Annotated in this window: 18 protein-coding genes and 1 other RNA gene; 12 read left to right on the plus strand and 7 right to left on the minus strand. The window is 64.7% G+C overall.

From position 1 onward, the window contains the following. Positions 1-56: 56 nt before the first annotated feature. Complete coding sequence (locus FHS69_RS12625; RefSeq protein WP_166777994.1) at positions 57-2,153, minus strand: malate synthase G; 2,097 nt, start codon at positions 2,151-2,153, stop codon at positions 57-59. 131 nt (positions 2,154-2,284) lie between these two features. Here FHS69_RS12625 and FHS69_RS12630 point away from each other — a divergent pair, with 131 nt between their 5' ends. From FHS69_RS12630 to FHS69_RS12645, 4 genes are all read left to right on the plus strand, one after another. Then, entirely contained in the window at positions 2,285-3,493 is a 1,209-nt protein-coding gene (locus FHS69_RS12630; RefSeq protein WP_166777995.1) for a hydrolase, read from the plus strand. Continuing rightward, positions 3,490-4,506 (plus strand): arginine N-succinyltransferase, encoded by a 1,017-nt coding sequence (locus tag FHS69_RS12635; RefSeq protein WP_166777996.1) that lies wholly within the window; start codon positions 3,490-3,492, stop codon positions 4,504-4,506. The genes FHS69_RS12630 and FHS69_RS12635 overlap by 4 nt, the downstream gene beginning before the upstream one ends. Positions 4,507-4,532: 26 nt before the next feature. Continuing rightward, positions 4,533-5,780 (plus strand): N-succinylarginine dihydrolase, encoded by a 1,248-nt coding sequence (locus tag FHS69_RS12640; RefSeq protein ID WP_166777997.1) that lies wholly within the window; start codon positions 4,533-4,535, stop codon positions 5,778-5,780. A 169-nt stretch (positions 5,781-5,949) separates the two neighbouring features. After that, the gene (locus tag FHS69_RS12645) at positions 5,950-6,198 is read left to right on the plus strand and encodes a hypothetical protein (RefSeq protein WP_404817831.1); all 249 of its coding nucleotides are present in this window, start codon (positions 5,950-5,952) and stop codon (positions 6,196-6,198) included. A 48-nt stretch (positions 6,199-6,246) separates the two neighbouring features. Here the strand turns inward: FHS69_RS12645 and ssrA are convergent. Together ssrA and mscL are read right to left on the minus strand one after the other, a co-directional pair. Beyond that, positions 6,247-6,591: a transfer-messenger RNA gene (ssrA, locus tag FHS69_RS12650) on the minus strand. A gap of 23 nt (positions 6,592-6,614) precedes the next feature. Further along, on the minus strand, positions 6,615-7,046 hold the full coding sequence (gene mscL / locus FHS69_RS12655) for a large conductance mechanosensitive channel protein MscL (RefSeq protein WP_067463956.1): 432 nt from the start codon (positions 7,044-7,046) through the stop codon (positions 6,615-6,617). Between the two features lie 135 nt (positions 7,047-7,181). On the opposite strand from mscL, the gene FHS69_RS12660 reads away from it, so the two are divergent. From FHS69_RS12660 to FHS69_RS12680, 5 genes are read left to right on the plus strand one after another with little or no spacing between them, the layout of a single operon-like run. Beyond that, complete coding sequence (locus tag FHS69_RS12660; RefSeq protein WP_067463944.1) at positions 7,182-7,805, plus strand: LemA family protein; 624 nt, start codon at positions 7,182-7,184, stop codon at positions 7,803-7,805. Between the two features lie 11 nt (positions 7,806-7,816). Then, the gene (locus FHS69_RS12665) at positions 7,817-8,641 is read left to right on the plus strand and encodes a TPM domain-containing protein (RefSeq protein WP_067667968.1); all 825 of its coding nucleotides are present in this window, start codon (positions 7,817-7,819) and stop codon (positions 8,639-8,641) included. After that, positions 8,641-9,315: a TPM domain-containing protein gene (locus FHS69_RS12670; protein WP_067463938.1), complete on the plus strand. Its 675-nt coding sequence runs from the start codon at positions 8,641-8,643 to the stop codon at positions 9,313-9,315. The genes FHS69_RS12665 and FHS69_RS12670 overlap by 1 nt, the downstream gene beginning before the upstream one ends. Positions 9,316-9,317: 2 nt before the next feature. After that, on the plus strand, positions 9,318-9,863 hold the full coding sequence (locus FHS69_RS12675) for an NUDIX hydrolase (RefSeq protein WP_130586966.1): 546 nt from the start codon (positions 9,318-9,320) through the stop codon (positions 9,861-9,863). A 3-nt stretch (positions 9,864-9,866) separates the two neighbouring features. Beyond that, positions 9,867-10,649, plus strand: coding sequence for an SDR family oxidoreductase (locus FHS69_RS12680; protein ID WP_166777999.1), 783 nt, complete (start codon positions 9,867-9,869; stop codon positions 10,647-10,649). 108 nt (positions 10,650-10,757) lie between these two features. Here FHS69_RS12680 and FHS69_RS12685 read toward each other — a convergent pair whose 3' ends face one another. Genes FHS69_RS12685 through FHS69_RS12690 form a run of 3 tightly spaced genes read right to left on the minus strand, consistent with a single transcriptional unit; the run spans position 10,758 to position 11,253 of the window. Next, positions 10,758-10,979, minus strand: coding sequence for a PspC domain-containing protein (locus FHS69_RS12685; RefSeq protein WP_166778000.1), 222 nt, complete (start codon positions 10,977-10,979; stop codon positions 10,758-10,760). After that, the gene (locus FHS69_RS13795; protein ID WP_192796910.1) at positions 10,976-11,092 is read right to left on the minus strand and encodes a recombination protein F; all 117 of its coding nucleotides are present in this window, start codon (positions 11,090-11,092) and stop codon (positions 10,976-10,978) included. The genes FHS69_RS12685 and FHS69_RS13795 overlap by 4 nt, the downstream gene beginning before the upstream one ends. A gap of 41 nt (positions 11,093-11,133) precedes the next feature. Further along, positions 11,134-11,253 carry a recombination protein F gene (locus tag FHS69_RS12690; RefSeq protein ID WP_166778001.1) on the minus strand — a complete coding sequence of 40 codons (120 nt, stop codon included), beginning with the start codon at positions 11,251-11,253 and terminating at the stop codon, positions 11,134-11,136. Positions 11,254-11,480: 227 nt separating this feature from the next. Between FHS69_RS12690 and recF the strand changes: the two genes are divergently transcribed. Beyond that, entirely contained in the window at positions 11,481-12,563 is a 1,083-nt protein-coding gene (gene recF / locus FHS69_RS12695; protein ID WP_166778002.1) for a DNA replication/repair protein RecF, read from the plus strand. On the opposite strand, the gene FHS69_RS12700 is transcribed toward recF, so the two are convergent. Next, positions 12,560-13,261 (minus strand): arylesterase, encoded by a 702-nt coding sequence (locus tag FHS69_RS12700; RefSeq protein ID WP_166778003.1) that lies wholly within the window; start codon positions 13,259-13,261, stop codon positions 12,560-12,562. The genes recF and FHS69_RS12700 overlap by 4 nt on opposite strands. 47 nt (positions 13,262-13,308) lie before the next feature. Here FHS69_RS12700 and FHS69_RS12705 point away from each other — a divergent pair, with 47 nt between their 5' ends. Next, positions 13,309-13,998: an ATP-binding cassette domain-containing protein gene (locus FHS69_RS12705; protein WP_166778004.1), complete on the plus strand. Its 690-nt coding sequence runs from the start codon at positions 13,309-13,311 to the stop codon at positions 13,996-13,998. Continuing rightward, entirely contained in the window at positions 13,995-16,502 is a 2,508-nt protein-coding gene (locus FHS69_RS12710; protein ID WP_166778005.1) for an ABC transporter permease, read from the plus strand. Before FHS69_RS12705 ends, FHS69_RS12710 begins: the two co-directional genes overlap by 4 nt. Positions 16,503-16,574 lie beyond the last annotated feature (72 nt).

The following is a 16,574-nucleotide window of genomic DNA, read 5'->3' on the forward strand; positions in this document are numbered from 1 at the left end:
CAAGAAAAAGCCCCGCTGGTCGGCGGGGCTTCTCCTTCGATCGCGATTGCCGGTGGTCAGCCCTGCGCTTTCTTCTTGCGCCGCCAGGCGTGCAGCAGCGGTTCGGTATAGCCGCTGGGCTGTTCGACGCCCTTGAAGATCAGGTCCTTCGCCGCGCTGAAAGCGGCGCCGTCCTCGTTCTGGAGCAACGGCTGATAGAACGGATCACCCGCATTCTGCTCGTCGACCTTCGCCGCCATGCGGCGCAGGCTGTCCATCACCTGGTCTTCGGAGATGACCCCGTGCAGCAACCAGTTGGCGATATGCTGGCTGGAAATGCGCAGCGTGGCGCGGTCTTCCATCAGGCCGACATCGTTAATGTCGGGCACTTTCGAACAGCCGACCCCGGCGTCGATCCAGCGAACGACATAGCCGAGCAGGCCCTGGCAATTGTTGTCGAGCTCCTCGCGGATTTCGTCCTCCGACCAGTTGGTGCCGTCGGCCAACGGGATGGCGAGCAGCTCGTCGAGCTTTGCCGCATCGGGCAGACCCTTCTGGATTTCGAACACGTCCTCGCGGTGGTAATGGATCGCGTGCAGCGTCGCCGCGGTCGGGCTCGGCACCCAGGCGGTGTTCGCCCCGGCGCGCAGATGGCCGATTTTCTCGATCATCATCTGCCCCATCAGGTCAGGCGCGGCCCACATGCCCTTGCCGATCTGCGCACGGCCCGACAGGCCATGCGCCAATCCGATTCCAACGTTGCGCGCTTCATAGGCCTTGAGCCAGGCCGAGTTCTTCATCTCGCCCTTGCGCATCATCGGGCCCGCACGCATCGAGGTGTGGATTTCGTCGCCTGTACGGTCGAGGAAGCCGGTGTTGATGAAGACGATGCGGTCCTTCACCGCATGGATGCACGCGGCGAGATTGGCCGAAGTGCGGCGTTCCTCGTCCATCACGCCGACCTTGATCGTGTGCCGCGGCAGACCGAGCAGGTCTTCGACAGCATCGAACAGCTCGTTGGTGAAGGCGCATTCCTCGGGCCCGTGCATTTTGGGCTTCACAATATAGATGCTGCCGCAGCGCGAATTGCCGTACTTCCCCAGCCCGGCGACATCCTGCGCGCCGATGGCCGAGGTGACCACCGCGTCGAGGATACCCTCGGGGATTTCCTTGCCGTCCCAGCGCATCGCCGGGTTGGTCATCAGATGGCCGACATTGCGCACGAACATCAGGCTGCGCCCGGACAGGCTGTGTTCGCTGCCGTCCTTGCCGGTATAGGTCTTGTCCCCCACCAGCTTGCGGGTGAGCGTCTTGCCGCCCTTCTCGAAGGTCTCCTCCAGATCGCCGCGGATCACGCCGAGCCAGTTGCGATAGGCGTTAAGCTTGTCCTCGGCATCGACCGCCGCGACCGAATCCTCGCAATCGGCGATGGTGGTCAGCGCGGCTTCGAAATTGACATCGGCGATACCCAGCCGGTCGGTCTTGCCGACCTGACTGTCCGGGTCGACCACGATCTCGATATGAAGGCCGTTATGCCGGAACAGCGGGCCCTTGTCGGTCCGCCCCACCTGTTGCGACGGATCGGCCAACTCCAGATCGTCGAGCGATTCGAGATCGCTCCAGCTTCCCGAAGCGAGCGGGAGGATCTCGTCGAGCAGCTTGCGCGCCTCGACGATAACCGCGGCGCCGCGTTCCTCGTCATAGCCACCCGGACGAGCTGCCGGCGCATCGAGCGCGTCGGTCCCGTAAAGCGCGTCGTAGAGGCTGCCCCAGCGCGCGTTCGCCGCATTAAGGAGGAAGCGCGCGTTGAGGATCGGCACCACCAGTTGCGGCCCCGCCATTGTCGCGATCTCGGGATCGACATTCTCGGTCCCGATGGTGAAATCACCCGGTTCGGGCACGAGGTAGCCGATTTCCTCGAGGAAGGCGCGATAGGCATCCGCGTCGTGCGGCTGTCCCGCCCGCTCCGAATGCCAAGCGTCGATCTTCGCCTGCAATTCCTCGCGTTTGGCCAGCAGCGCGGCGTTGCGAGGGGCAAACGAGCCCAGCAGGTTCGCGAAACCCGTCCAGAAATCATCGGCGTCGCGACCCAGCGGGCCGAGCACTTCGGTTTCGATGAAGGCGGCAAGCTGCGGATCGGCTTCGATTCCGGCGCGCGTGACAAATTCGGTCATGGAACTCCTCGAGCAATAGTAGAACGGCGATGTCGTACCCGGGGAGGAGTGGCACGGTCTATGCCGCCCGCCGTTGATCTTTGCAAGGCGCGGGCTGGACTCGCGCAAAGGCAGGATTAAGGACGTTGCACATGAAACCGGATACCGCACCCCAGGCGCTGCTTGCGACGATCGACGCCGATACGATGCTGCGCGAAGTTCAGGACTGGGCGGCAATCAACACCGGTACCGGCAACATCGCCGGGCTGGACCGGATGGCCCGGATCCTCGCCGATGCCTTCAGCACGCTGCCCGGCGATGTCGAACTGGTCGAACCCGCCACGGTCACCGCGATTTCCCCCGAAGGTCGCGAATACGAGAAACCGCATGGCAAGCACATGGTGCTGCGCGTGCGCCCCGAAGCGGACCGCCGCTTCGTGCTGACCGGACATATGGATACCGTGTTTCCCGAAGATCACCCGTTCCAACAGGTTAGCTGGCTCGACGACGACACGATCAACGGCCCCGGCACCGCCGACATGAAGGGCGGGCTGAATGTCATCCTCCACGCGCTGAAGACGTTCGAAACGATGGAAGGCGCCTCGCGGGTGGGTTACGACGTGATGATCAATTCGGACGAGGAAACCGGCAGCCTCGCCAGCCGCACGCTGATCGAGGAACTGGCGCGCGGAAAATATGCTGCGCTGACCTACGAACCCAGCGCGCTGCCCGATGGTACGCTGGCGCATGCGCGCGGCGGCACAGGCAATTACGCGATCACGATCACGGGCAAGTCCGCACATGCCGGACGCAATCCGCACGATGGGCGCAACGCAATCGTCGCGGCCAGCGACCTGGTGCTGCGCATCAAGGCGCTCGAAGCCGAGGACATCACCGTGAACCCGGCCAAAATCGAGGGCGGCAGCGCCAACAACGTGGTGCCCGACCTGGCGATCCTGCGCTTCAACATCCGGCCCAAATCGACCGACGCGATGAACCGCTTCGACGGCCAGCTTGCTGCCATCCTCGACATCGTCCGCAGCGAACACGACGTTGCGATCCACCGCCATGGCGGCGTGACCCGCCCGCCCAAGCCCGTCGACGAAAAGGCGCAGAGGCTGTTCGATCTCGTCAAGGCCTGTGGCGCCGAGCTGGGCCAGCAGATCGGCTGGAAAAGCACCGGCGGCGTGTGCGACGGCAACAACATTGCCGCCACCGGCGTGCCCGTGGTCGATACGATGGGCGTGCGCGGCGGCGCCATCCATTCGCCGGACGAGTTCATGATCGTCCCGAGCCTCCGCGAGCGCGCGGCGCTGTCAGCGCTGGTACTCGCCAAGCTTTCCACCGGAGACCACTTGTGACCTTCCGCCTGCGCGCGGCGCATATCGCCGATCTCGAACAGCTCTACGAAATGGCCAAGCTCACAGGGGGAGGCTTCACCAACCTTCCCGCGGATCGCGCTGCGCTGACCCGCAAGCTCGAACGCGCCGAGGAGGCCTTCGGCCGCACATACGACGAGTTGGGCGACGACCAGTTCACGCTGGTGCTGGAGAATACCGAAACCGGCCAGGTGCGCGGCACCTGCCAGCTGTTCAGCCAGGTCGGCCAGCAATGGCCCTTCTACAGTTACCGTCTCAACACGCTCACGCAGCACAGCCAGGAACTCGATCGCACGGTGCGTGCCGAACTGCTCAGCCTGGTAACCGATCTCGAAGGCTGTTCGGAAGTCGGCGGGCTGTTCCTCCACCCCGCCGAGCGCGCGGGCGGTTTCGGCCTGCTGCTGGCGCGCAGCCGCTATCTCTTCATCGCAATGCACCGCGCGCGCTTCGCCGACCGGATCCTCGCCGAATTGCGCGGGGTAATCGACGATCGCGGGGGATCGCCCTTCTGGGATGGTGTCGCCGGACGGTTTTTCGGCATGACCTTCCAGGAAGCCGACTATTTCAACGCGATCAATGGCAACCAGTTCATTGCCGATCTGATGCCCAAGCACCCGGTCTATGTCGCCATGCTCAACGAGGAGGCGAAAAAGGTGATCGGCGTGCCGCACCCGACCGGGCGCGCGGCGATGCGCATGCTCGAGAACGAAGGTTTCGCGGCCGAGGGCTATGTCGATATCTTCGACGGTGGTCCCACGATGACCGCCCGCACCGACCAAGTTCGCAGCGTGCGCAAGTCGGTGCCGGCAAAGATTGCATCGACCGAACTCGACATCGGCGAGCGGGCGCTCATCGCGACCGGCACGCTCGACAGTTTCCGCAGCGCCTATGGCATGCGCGAGATCGGTCCCGACGGTTCGATCGCTATCGATGCATTGTGCGCGCGGACGCTCGAAGTCGGCGAGGGCGATGAAGTGTGGAGCGTGGCGCGCTGAGCGCGGCACCGGCGGACGGACAGGATATGCTTCAGGAAATCAATTTCGACGGGATCGTCGGCCCCAGCCACAATTACGCCGGGCTGAGCCTAGGCAATATTGCCAGTGCCAGCCACCGCGGCGATGCGTCCTTCCCGCGTGCCGCCGCGCTGCAAGGCATCGCCAAGATGCGCGGCAATATGGAACGCGGGCTGGCGCAGGGCTTCCTGCTGCCGCTGCCCCGCCCCAACCGCGGCCTGTTGCACGATCTCGCCGCTGGCCCCGACAGCGACCGTGCGCTGATCGCCGCGGCATGGTCGGCCAGTTCGATGTGGACCGCCAATGCGGCCACTGTCAGCCCTGCACCCGACACCGCCGATGGTCGCTGTCACCTAACCCCCGCCAATCTCGTCACCATGCTCCACCGCGGGCAGGAATGGCGTGATACACAGGCGCAACTGCGTATCGCATTCGGCGATACGCGCCATTTCGCGATCCATGATGCGGTCCCGCCGAGCTTCGGCGATGAAGGTGCGGCCAATCACATGCGGTTTTGCGAAGGCCACGATGCGCCGGGCGTAGAAGTATTCGTCTATGGCCGCCCGGGCGGGCGTTTCCCTGCGCGCCAGCATGAACAGGCCAGCCGCGCCGTCGCGCGCCTGCACGGCCTCGACCCCGCGCGCTGCGTCTTCATCGAACAGAACCCGGTCGCGATCGAATCGGGCGCCTTCCACAACGACGTGGTGGCAGTGGCGAACGAGACCGTGCTGTTCACGCATGAACAGGCCTTCGCCGAGCGCAAGAATGCCTATGAAGCGATCCGCGCGGTGTTCCCGCAGCTGCATGTCGTCGAAGTGCCGGCCAGTGCGGTCAGCCTCGAAGAGGCGATACGCACCTATCTGTTCAACGCGCAATTGGTGACGCTGCCGACCGGCGAGATGGCGCTGATCGTTCCCGGCGAATGCCAGGAAAGCGCCAGCGTCTGGGCGTGGTGCGAACACATGCTCGCCTCCAACGGTCCGATCCGCAAGGTCATTCCCGTCGACGTGCGCCAGTCGATGGCGAATGGCGGCGGCCCAGCCTGCCTGCGCCTGCGCGTGGTTGCCGATCCGGCGACCGTCGATGCACGCTTCCTGCTCGACGAGGCGAAAGCCCAGCGTATCGAGTCGGTCATTGCCGAAATGTGGCCAGAACGGATCGAGCCGCAAGAGATCGGCACCGATCGCCTGGCCGTCCAGGTCATCGAGGCGCGCGAGGCCTTGCTCTCGGCGCTGTCGCTCGACGAGCTCGCCTGAATTCGCCACCCGGTTAACGCGCTGGACCGCCCTGTCGGGCCGCTTTACATCCCGGCAGGAATTAACCATCGTGATCCGCAGGAACCCTGTGCTGGCACGGGAATTGCTATCCTATTGGTTAAGGGCGGAGACCAGAAGAAGCGTGCTCGCAAAATTGAAACGACTGTTCGTGATCAAGACGCGGTTCGAAGCGTATCTGATCATTTTCGCGCTCGCTCTGGGCGCGATGACGCGCGGCGCGCAATACACGCTGCAATACCCCGGTGTCGGTGGCTATTTGCTGTTCGCCGCGACCGCGGGCGCGGTGTTCCTCGGCGGAGCGAAGATCCTCGATGCGCTGCGCTACGAACGCGAGGCGCGCGAAGCCGGCGAGAAAACTGCGGACAGTCCCGCGGTATCGCCTGCCGAACCGAAGTAGATGAAAGAGAAGGTGGGGGTTTCTGTTGCTAGCTACCCCCGGAGCCCCGGAATCCGCTTCTGTTGCCCGGTGGGTCCAACCGCGCTTTAGCTTTGTAAATTCAGGCCGTTAGGCCATAAAATTACGCTGCGAGAGCGAGTGCTTCGTTATCGTTGGCACTTGTGTGTTGTGAACATTTTTACGGGATACTCAGCCCGGACGAAAACACTGTCTTTCAGCACACGTCGATCCTAGTTCGGCCCCGTCAGAACCCGCGCAACGGCGCGGATTGTGGTGGAGCCGCCGGGTACTGCCCCCGGGTCCGTTGTACCTATTGCACAGCGCAGTTTATCGCCATAGCCCGCAAAAAACGGGCAGGTCCCATATAGGCCCTGCCCGCTTAATGTGAAGTGTATGCGGGCACCGGCCCGCGCAATTTACTTCTTCAGCGCGTCGCGAATCTCGGTCAGCAGCTCGATCTCGGTCGGGCCGGAAGGCGCCGCCGCTTCTTCCTTTTCCTCGAATTCGGCCATCACCTTCTTGGCGTAGCGGACCAGCAGGAAGATGATGAAGGCGAGGATCACGAAATTGATGATCGCGGTGATGAATGCGCCGTAACCGATCATCGCGGCACCTGCCTCCTTCAGTTCGGCGTAGTCCGTAAGCGAACCTTCATAGCCTTCGGGCGTGCTCAAGAGAATGAAATAGCTGGAGAAGTCGGCTCCACCGAATAGTGCCCCGACAACCGGCATGATGATTTCATCGGTCAGCGAGGCGACGATCGCCCCGAATGCGCCCGCGATGATGACCGCAACCGCCAGATCGATGACATTGCCCTTGGCGATAAAATCCTTGAAATCTTTGAGCACGCGATACCCCCTTAACTGTGAAAACCGGTGTCACCCCTGCCATTGCGCGACACAGCCGACAAGTACGGTAAATCTTGTATAGCCGCGCAGGTGTGCTATCTAGGCAAGACACATTTTACCGAAGAGGGAATTCGCATGAACCGCCTGGTTGCTTTCCGGACCTCCATAGTCGCTGCCGCCGCGCTGATGCTGTCGGCATGCGGGATCAATTCGGTCCCTGCGGCCGAAGAAACCGCCAAGGCCAAATGGGCCGATGTGGAGGCCGCGTTCCAGGAACGCGCCAATCTCGTGCCCAATCTCGAGCAGATCGTCATGAGTTCGGCAGAGCAGGAACGCGCCACGCTTGAAGCCGTGGTGCAGGCGCGCGCGTCGGCAACGCGCCCCGAAATCCAGCTCGACGGTGACGATCTCGGCGATCCCGACAAGATGGCGCAGTATCAGGAAGCCCAGAACACTTTCGGCGGTGCGCTGTCGCGCCTGATGGCGAATGTCGAAGCCTATCCCGAACTGCGCAGCCAGGACAATTTCGGCCGCTTCATGACGCAGATCGAAGGTCAGGAGAACCGCATTCGCGTCGCCATTCGCGACTACAACGAAGCGGTGCGCCAGTATAACACCACGATCCGCACCTTCCCCGACACGATCGGCGCGAACATCATTCACGGTGCCGAACCGATGGTGCCGTATGAAGCGGTGACCCAGGGCGCCGAAGTCGCGCCCGAGCTGAACATGCGCTCGGATAGCGACGCCGCCAACTGAGCTGCGCTGCAATGCGCTTCATCACTCGCATGATCCTGCCGCTGGCGGCGGTACTGGGCCTCGCCCTGCCCGCCGCCGCGCAGGAGTTTCCCGAACGCGGAACGGCGCCGGTCGTCGATGCCGCCAACATCATCGACGACGCCACCGAAGCCGCGCTGACGCAGAAGCTCGACCAGTTCGAGGAAGCCAACCAGCGCCAGTTCGTGATCGCCACGATACCCGATCTGCAGGGCTACGATATCGCCGATTACGGCTATCGGCTCGGGCGCGAATGGGCGCTGGGCGATGCCGAACGCAATGACGGCATCCTGCTGATCGTCGCCCCCAACGAACGCAAGATGCGCGTCGAAGTGGGGTACGGTCTCGAAGGCGTGATCCCCGACGGGCTGGCCTTCGAATATGTCGAGGGCATGAAGCCCTTCTTTCGCCAAGGCGACTATTCGGGCGGTATCGCCTGGGGCGCGGACCAGATCATCACCCAGCTCGAGCTGCCGCCAGAAGAAGCGGCGCGTGTCGCGCAGGAACGCACCGCCGCGCGTGAAAGCGACGGCGGCTTCCCGATCGGCGCGCTGATCTGGCTGGGCTTCATCTTCTTCTTTTTCATCATGCCGATGTTCGGTCGCGGTCGGCGTTATCGCCGCGGCGGCGTGGGCGGTGTCGTCGGCGACATCATCCTGTGGGAAGCCGGCAAGGCCGTCGCGCGTGGTCTGACCGATGACGACTGGGGTGGCGGCGGCGGCTTCGGCGGGGGTGGCTTCGGCGGCGGAGGCGGCTTCGGCGGCTTCTCCGGCGGCGGCGGCAGTTTCGGGGGCGGCGGCGCCTCCGGGGGGTGGTAATGGGCTATCTTTCGCAAGACGATCACACGCTCGTTTCGGATGCCGTCGCGCGTGCCGAAATGACCACGAGCGGCGAGATCGTGACCGTGCTCGCCGACCGCAGCGACAGCTATGCCGATGTTGCCTTGGTCTGGGCGGCGGGCCTGTCCTTCACCGCGATGAGCCTGTTCGCGATGCTGCCGCAGCCCTTCCTCGATCTGTGGGACGGGCTTATCGGCGGCTGGTCGCACGAATGGACGACGGGCGAGCTGGCCAGCATGACGATTGGTCTGGGGCTGATCGCTTTCGTGCTCGGCTGGCTTGCGGCAAGCTGGGATCCGCTGCGCTTCGCGCTCACGCCGGGCCCGGTAAAGACCGCACGCACGCATGCCCGCGCGATCAAGCATTTCAAGGTCGGCGCAGAACGCCGCACGCATGGTCGCACCGGCGTGCTGCTGTACCTGTCGATGCGCGAACACCGCGCCGAGATTGTTGCCGACGAACCGATCGCCGCGATCGTCCCTGCGGAAGTATGGGGCGAGGCGATGGCCGACATGCTGGGAGAGATCAGGCAGGGTCGGGTTGCCGAGGGTCTCGCGGTCGGCGTGCGCGATGTCGGCAAGGTGTTGTCCCAGCATTTCCCGCGTGCGGACGATGACGAAAACGAACTGCCCGATCGCCTGATCGAGGTCTGATCGTGCCCGTCCCCGATCACGATGCGGACGAGCGGATCGTCTGGCAGGGCGACTATATCACCGCCAAGACCCGCGGCCGCTGGGAATATGTCGGCCGGCCGCGCAATATCCGCGCTGCGGTGATCCTCGCCGTGGATGCGCAGGACCACGTGCTGCTGGTCGAACAATATCGCGTTCCTTTGGGCAAATACTGTATCGAGCTGCCCGCGGGCCTGATCGGCGACGAAGCCGAATTCGATGGTGAAGATCCGCTGGCCGCCGCCGGGCGCGAACTGGAAGAGGAAACCGGCTACCGGGCAGCGGTGCTCGAAGACCTCGGCTGTTTCTGGTCGTCGCCCGGCATGGTCAGCGAAAGCTTCACTCTCGTCCGCGCGCGCGAACTGACCCGTGTCGGCGATGGCGGCGGGATCGGTGACGAGAACATCATCGTCCACCGCGTGCCGCTGTCCGACATCCGCAGCTTTATCGACGGCAAGCGCGCCGACGGTTGCGGGATCGATGTGCGCATGCTCTTGCTGCTGGGACAGAACATACTGGCAGGAGAGTGAGAGATGGCAGGACGGTGTGCGGGCAAACTGGCACTGGTAACGGGCGCGGCGCAGGGACTGGGACGCGCGCATGCGACACGTCTCGCCGAAGAAGGCGCGCGGGTACTGTGTACCGACATCAATGGCGACGGCGCGGCCGAAACGGCGAAACTGATCGACGACGCGCTCAGCGCCGGCACGGCTTTCTCGATCGCGCATGACGTGACCGACCCGCAGGCGTGGGAAGCCGCGGTTGATGCCGCGCGCGACAAGCTGGGCGGGCTCAACGTGCTGGTCAACAATGCCGGGATCGGCGTTGGTGGCAATATCGAGACCTGCGACTTCGACGACTGGAAGCGCTGCTTCGCGATCAATGTCGATTCGATCTTTCACGGCTGCCAGAAGGCGCTGCCGCTGATGCGCGAACATGCGCCGGGATCGATCGTCAACATCTCGAGCATCGCCGGGCTGATCGCCAGCGACACCATGCCCGCCTACAACGCCAGCAAGGCGTCGGTGTGGATGCTGTCCAAGTCGATCGCGCTGCATTGTGCGAAGAACAACATGCAGATCCGCTGCAATTCGGTTCATCCGACTTTCGTCGATACGCCGATCCTCGATGGCACGGCGAAGAACCACAATATCGAAAAGGGCGTGCTGATGGATAAGCTGGCACGCCAGATCCCGCTCAAATTCGTCGGCGAGCCGAACGATATCGCCAATGCGGTGGTCTATCTGGCCAGCGACGAAAGCCGCTTCATGACCGGTGCGGAGCTCAAGCTCGACGGCGGCATATCGGCGATGTAGCGGCAAACGGAGGCCGGAATCGAAAGAGGGGCCCAGCGGCCCCTCCCGGTTTTCCTGAAATGTGAGCCACGGCCGGCACAAAACCGGGACGGTTGGTGTGGGCCGTGGTCAGTCTGCGATCAGAGCGATCGCGAGGTAGATCAGGATGAAGCTGCCGAAACCGAGCAGCGTTCCTGCGACGAACCCGAGGCGGACCCAGGTGGCGTCGATGCCGAAGTAGCGGGCGACACCGGAGCATACGCCCATCAGCTTGCCGTTGCTGCGGTCGAGCGCGAAGCTCTTGGCGGGGCGGACGGCGTGGTCGTCTTCGCGAAACTTCAGATCGTTCATGCGATCAGTCCGTTGGGCGAAGCGGGGATGATGGCCGTGGCGAAGAAGGCCGCCGAAATGGCCAGCGAGAAGGCAGCTGCGAAGAGCTTCGTGCCGTTTTCGTGAGAGAACATAAATCCTTTCCTTTGCGTATTCGAGTGTGGGTTGGCGGCGATCAGGCGATCAGGCCGGCGGGGCTTGCGGGGACGATGGCGGCAGCCATGAACAGGGCCGAGACACCGAAAGCGAAGACAGCGGCGAGAGCGCGATTGCTGGCGTTTTCATAAGCAGACATTGGGTAACTCCTTGATCCTTGGTTTGTTTTTCCCGGTCATCCGGGATGCCCAATACATTGCAATGGGCGTGCCAAACTCGACAAACCGCAGGATTCCGCCATTTCTTCACATAGGTAGATCGAAGCCTCTGTTCATCATTCCGAAAGGTTGGGAAATTTTCCCAAATGTTGGAATTGGTGTTTCGAGTGGCGGTGCTGCAAGGCGCACGCTATCGCGCTGACGACCCATGGCGCTCGACCGCATCTCGCTCACCGACTTCCGCAATCATGCCGCGACAGAGCTTGGCGCGACCGCGCGCTTCAACCTGCTGGTGGGAGACAATGGCGCGGGCAAGACGAACGTCCTCGAGGCACTTTCGCTGCTCGCGCCGGGGCGCGGCCTGCGCCGCGCCGCCTTGTCCGACATCGCCCGCGCAGGCAGTGAACGCGGCTTTGGCGTCGGCGCCAGCCTCGCCCAGAACGACGATGAGCCGGTACGCCTGGCGACCTATTCGGAAAGCGCACATCCCAATCGCCGCCGGGTGCGCATCAACGGCGCCGATTCGAGCGCGGCCCGATTGGGCGAATGGATCGCGGTTACCTGGTTGACCCCCGCCATGGATGGCCTCTTCACCGGCCCCGCAGGTGACCGGCGACGCTATATGGACCGGCTGGCGCTCGCCCTCGATCCCGCGCATGCGAGCCATGCCGCACGCTATGAAGCCGCCTTGCGCGAACGCAATCGGCTGCTGTCAGACCTGCGTGAACCCGAAAGCGGCTGGCTCGACGCAATCGAAGCGCAAATGGTGCAACATGGCACCGCGCTGATGCAGGGCCGCGCCCGGCTGGTCGAAACGCTCGCGGTGCGGCTGGCCGAAATGCCCGCCGAGCCGTTTGCCCGCCCCGCCCTGAGCTATGTGCCCGCGGCCCCCGACCATGCCGATGGCCTGTCGCAGGCACTGTTCGATAATCGCCGGCGCGACCGCGCGGCGCAGCGCACGTTGGAGGGTCCCCATCGCGACGAGCTCGACGTGGTCCATGCTGCCAAGCGCGTACCCGCCGCGCACAGCTCGACCGGCGAACAGAAAGCGATGCTGGTCGCAATGACCCTGGCGCATGCCGGTCTTGCCGCGCAAGGCCGCGCGAGCCTGCTGCTTCTCGATGAAGTCGCCGCGCATCTTGATCCCGTGCGCCGCGCCGCGCTGTTCGAACAATTGCGGGGCAGCGGCGCGCAGGTCTGGATGACCGGTACGGAACTTGCGCCCTTCAGTGCCATCGCGGGCGAGGCGGCGGTGTGGCGGGTCAGCGCCGGCGCGGTCGAACGGGACTAGCCTTCCGCCGGCAGCGCCTGCTGCACATCGTCCAGCGTATCACCCACCAGAATGCCCACCCCCTCGGCGGTCGGATGGATGCGATCCTCGAGGAAGAGGCTCGGGTCTTCGAAAATGCTTTCGAGCCAGAACGGCACCAGCCTGGCGCCATATTCGCGCGCGAGCTCGCCATAGAGCGCATCGAAACGCTGCTGGTATTCGGCCCCGTAATTGGGCGGCGCGCGCATGCCCATCAGCAGGACAGGTATGTCGCGCTCTTGCAGCTCGTCGAGCATGGCGGCGAAATTGGCGCGGGTCTGCTCGGGCTGGATGCCGCGCAGCATGTCATTGCCGCCCAGTTCGAGCAGCACGAGATCGGGCTTGGTATCCTGCGCGTCGAGCGTGAAGGCCAACCGTTGTCGCCCCGCGGCGCTGGTGTCGCCCGAGACACCGGCATCGATCACCCGGGCATTGATCCCGCCCTGGCGCAGCGCATCTTCGAGCTGTTCGGGATAGCCCTCTTCCTCTTCCAGCCCGTAGCCCGCGAACAGGCTGTCGCCAAAGGCGAGGATGCGCCTTTCGGGCCCTGCGACCGCGATATCTGCGACCGGCGCGGCTTCGCTCGGCGCGCTTTCGGGAGGCACGGTGTCGTCCTGCGCACCGCCGCAGGCGGCCAGTACGAGAACCGCTGCAGTGATCGACAAATGGCGCAAACGCATCGGCGAGATTCCTTGTGCAAGCTGAGGCTGCATGCCATCGCAGCCATGTGACCAACTCTCAAGCCGCGATTTCCGCCCGCAATCTCACCCTCACTCTCGGCACCAGCGAAGCGCCGGTCGATATCCTGCGCGGGATCGATCTCGATATCGCTCGCGGATCGACCGTGGCGCTGCTTGGCCCCTCGGGCTCGGGCAAGAGTTCGCTCATGGCAGTGCTTTCGGGGCTCGAACGCGCCACGGGCGGCAGCCTGCAGGTTGCCGGTGCCGACTTCGCGACCATGGACGAGGATGCGCTGGCGCATGCGCGGCGCGGCCGGATCGGGATCGTGCTGCAGGCCTTTCACTTGCTGCCGACGATGACTGCGCTCGAAAACGTTGCCACGCCGATGGAACTGGCTGGCGCAAGCGATGCGCAGGCACGCGCGAAGGCCGAACTCGAAGCGGTCGGGCTCGGGCACCGGCTCGATCACTATCCGCAGCAATTGTCGGGGGGCGAACAGCAGCGCGTGGCCATCGCACGCGCGATCGCACCGCGCCCCGACCTGATCTTTGCCGACGAACCGACGGGCAATCTCGACGCCGCAACCGGGCACGAGATCGTCGAACTGCTGTTTACGCGGCGCGCCGAAACGGGCGCGACACTGCTCGTCATCACGCATGACCCCGAGTTGGCCGAGCATTGCGAGCGCGTGCTGACGCTGGGCGACGGCCGTATCGCCACCGATACCGCGGCATGAGCTGGGCCACTGCCTGGCGCATCGCACGGCGCGATCTCAACGCCCGTTTCAAGGGCCTGCGACTGCTGTTGGTGTGCCTGTTCCTCGGCACTGGCGCGCTGGCGGCGATCGGTTCACTAACCGCTGCAATCGAAAGCGAGATCGAGGCCAATGGTCGCGAATACCTCGGCGGCGACCTGCAGATCGAACTCTGGCAGCGCGGGCTGGACACGGAAGAACGTGCGGCGCTGGAGGAACTGGGCGATGTCTCGGTGGGCACGCGGCTGCAGGCGATGGCGCGGCGCGGGGATCAAGCCGCTCCGATCGAACTCAAGGCGATCGACGCCTCCTATCCGCTCTACGGCGAACTCACGCTGGAAGACGGCCGCTCGGTCGGCGCCCCGGCCCCGGACGCAGCATGGCTTTCACAAGGCGCTGCCGACCGGCTCGGAGTGAACCCGGGCGACGCCATCCAGATCGGCACCGAGACACTGGACGTGGGCGGCATCATCGCGGTCGAGCCCGACCGGCTCGGCGAAGGCTTCCAGCTCGGCCCGACGGTAATCGTTGCCGAAGACCTGCCCATGCGCGCGGGACTGATCGCCCCGGGGTCGATGTACCAGTCGAAGACCCGCGTCCGGTTCGATCAGGAACGCGACCTCGAAGCGGTCGAGGAACAGCTCGAGGACCGCTTCCCCGAGGCCGGCTTCGACATCGACACAGCCGACCGCGCCGCTCCCGGTACCGACCGTTTCGTCGACCGGATGAGCGAGTTTCTGACGCTGGTCGGCCTCGCCGCACTGGTGATCGCGGGGATTGGCATCGGCGGCGGGGTGACGTCCTATCTCGATGCGCGGCGGCAGGGTATCGCGACGCTCAAGATTCTCGGCGCGAGCAGCAGCGATATCGCGCGCATCTATGCATTGCAGATCGTTGCCGCCTCGCTGGCGGGAAGCCTCGCGGGGATCGCCGTCGGCGTCGCGCTGGTACCTTTGCTGGGCATGGCGCTGCAGGGCTTGCTCCCCGTATCGAGCGGCGTGATCGTCGATCCGGGCGCGATCCTGCTGGCGCTGTCCTATGGCATGCTCGTCGCGCTGGTCTTCGCCGCGCCGCCTTTGTTGCGCGCAAGGCACTTTCCCGCAATGGCACTGATGCGCTCACGCGTGGCACCGTTGGCGCGTGACCCGAAGGCCCTGCTGCTGGTCGGCGGCGGTCTGGCTGCCATCGTCGCACTGGCGCTGCTGACATCGGCCAATCCGCTGCTGTCGGCGGGCTTCCTTGCGGGTGCAGCGGGCGTGCTCGCCCTGCTGGCGCTGATCGGCCTCGGCATTCGCAAGCTCGCCGGGGCCCTGCCCCGTCCCGCCAGCCCGGTCGCGCGAAACGCGCTGGCCAACCTCCATCGTCCCGGCTCGTCCACCGGCGCGCTGGTCACCGCACTGGGCTTCGGCCTGGCCGCCTTCGTCCTCCTTGCCTCCGTGCAGAGCGCAATCGACGGGAACATCGCCAAGCGCGTGCCCGATCGCGCCCCAGACTATTTCGTGCTCGACATTCCGCGCGAACAGGTGACCGAATTCGAGGATCTCGTGCGCACGGCCGATCCGCAGGCGAATTGGCGGACCGTGCCAGCCCTCCGCGGTGCGGTACTGGCGTTCGGAACCGACGAGGCGATGACCCGCACCGCCGAGCTCGAAGAAATACCCGACGGCGCCTGGGCGCTGCGCGGCGAGCGCGGGTTGACCTATGCGGACGATCTGCCAGTCGGCAACGAACTGACCGAAGGCGAATGGTGGGGCCCGTTCTACGACGGTGAACCGCTGGTCTCGCTCGACGAGGATTTCGCCGAAGCAGCCGGGCTCGAAATCGGCGACCGAATGACCTTTGGTTTGCTCGGTGTCGAACGGACCGTCCGCGTCGCCAACTTCCGCCGGATCGACTGGGAAAGCCTCGGTTTCAACTACGTCTTCGTGTTCAGTCCCAATGCGTTGCGCGATGCGCCGCACAATCTTGCGGCCACCATCGAGCTGAGCCCCGGCACCCCCACCGGACCGCTGCTGCAGGCACTGGTAGCGGCGTTGCCCTCGACCTCTGTCATCGAGGTCGGCGGCGTGCTCGAACAGGCGCGCACGATCCTCGAACAGGTCGGAATTGCCACGCTGGCCGCGGCCAGTGTCGCGGTGCTGGCCGGTCTCGCAGTGTTGCTCGGCGCCATTGCCGCCGCACGCGCTGCGCGCACATACGACACGGTGGTGCTGCGCGTCCTCGGGGCCGACCGGCGCCAGATCCTGATCATGCAACTGATCGAATATGTTGCCTTGGCCGGGGCGCTGGCGTTCGTCGCGCTGGGTATAGGCAGCCTTGCCGCCTGGCTGGTCGTCACGCAGCTGTTCGAATTCGACTGGCTGCCCGACTGGGGCGAAGTTCTCGCCGTGCTCGGTCTTGGCATCGGCGTTGTGCTGGCCTTCGCGCTGGGCGCCTCGCTCCCGCTGCTGCGCGCCAAGCCCGCCCAGGCGCTGCGCGCGCTTTAGCAGCTTCCTTCAAGAGGCCATGTATCGCAGCACAATGCTGCGCGCCGAGCCGCTGCATGAAGCGGGCCGCCC

The sequence above is a fragment of the Qipengyuania flava genome (assembly GCF_011762005.1).
GTDB lineage: Bacteria > Pseudomonadota > Alphaproteobacteria > Sphingomonadales > Sphingomonadaceae > Qipengyuania > Qipengyuania flava.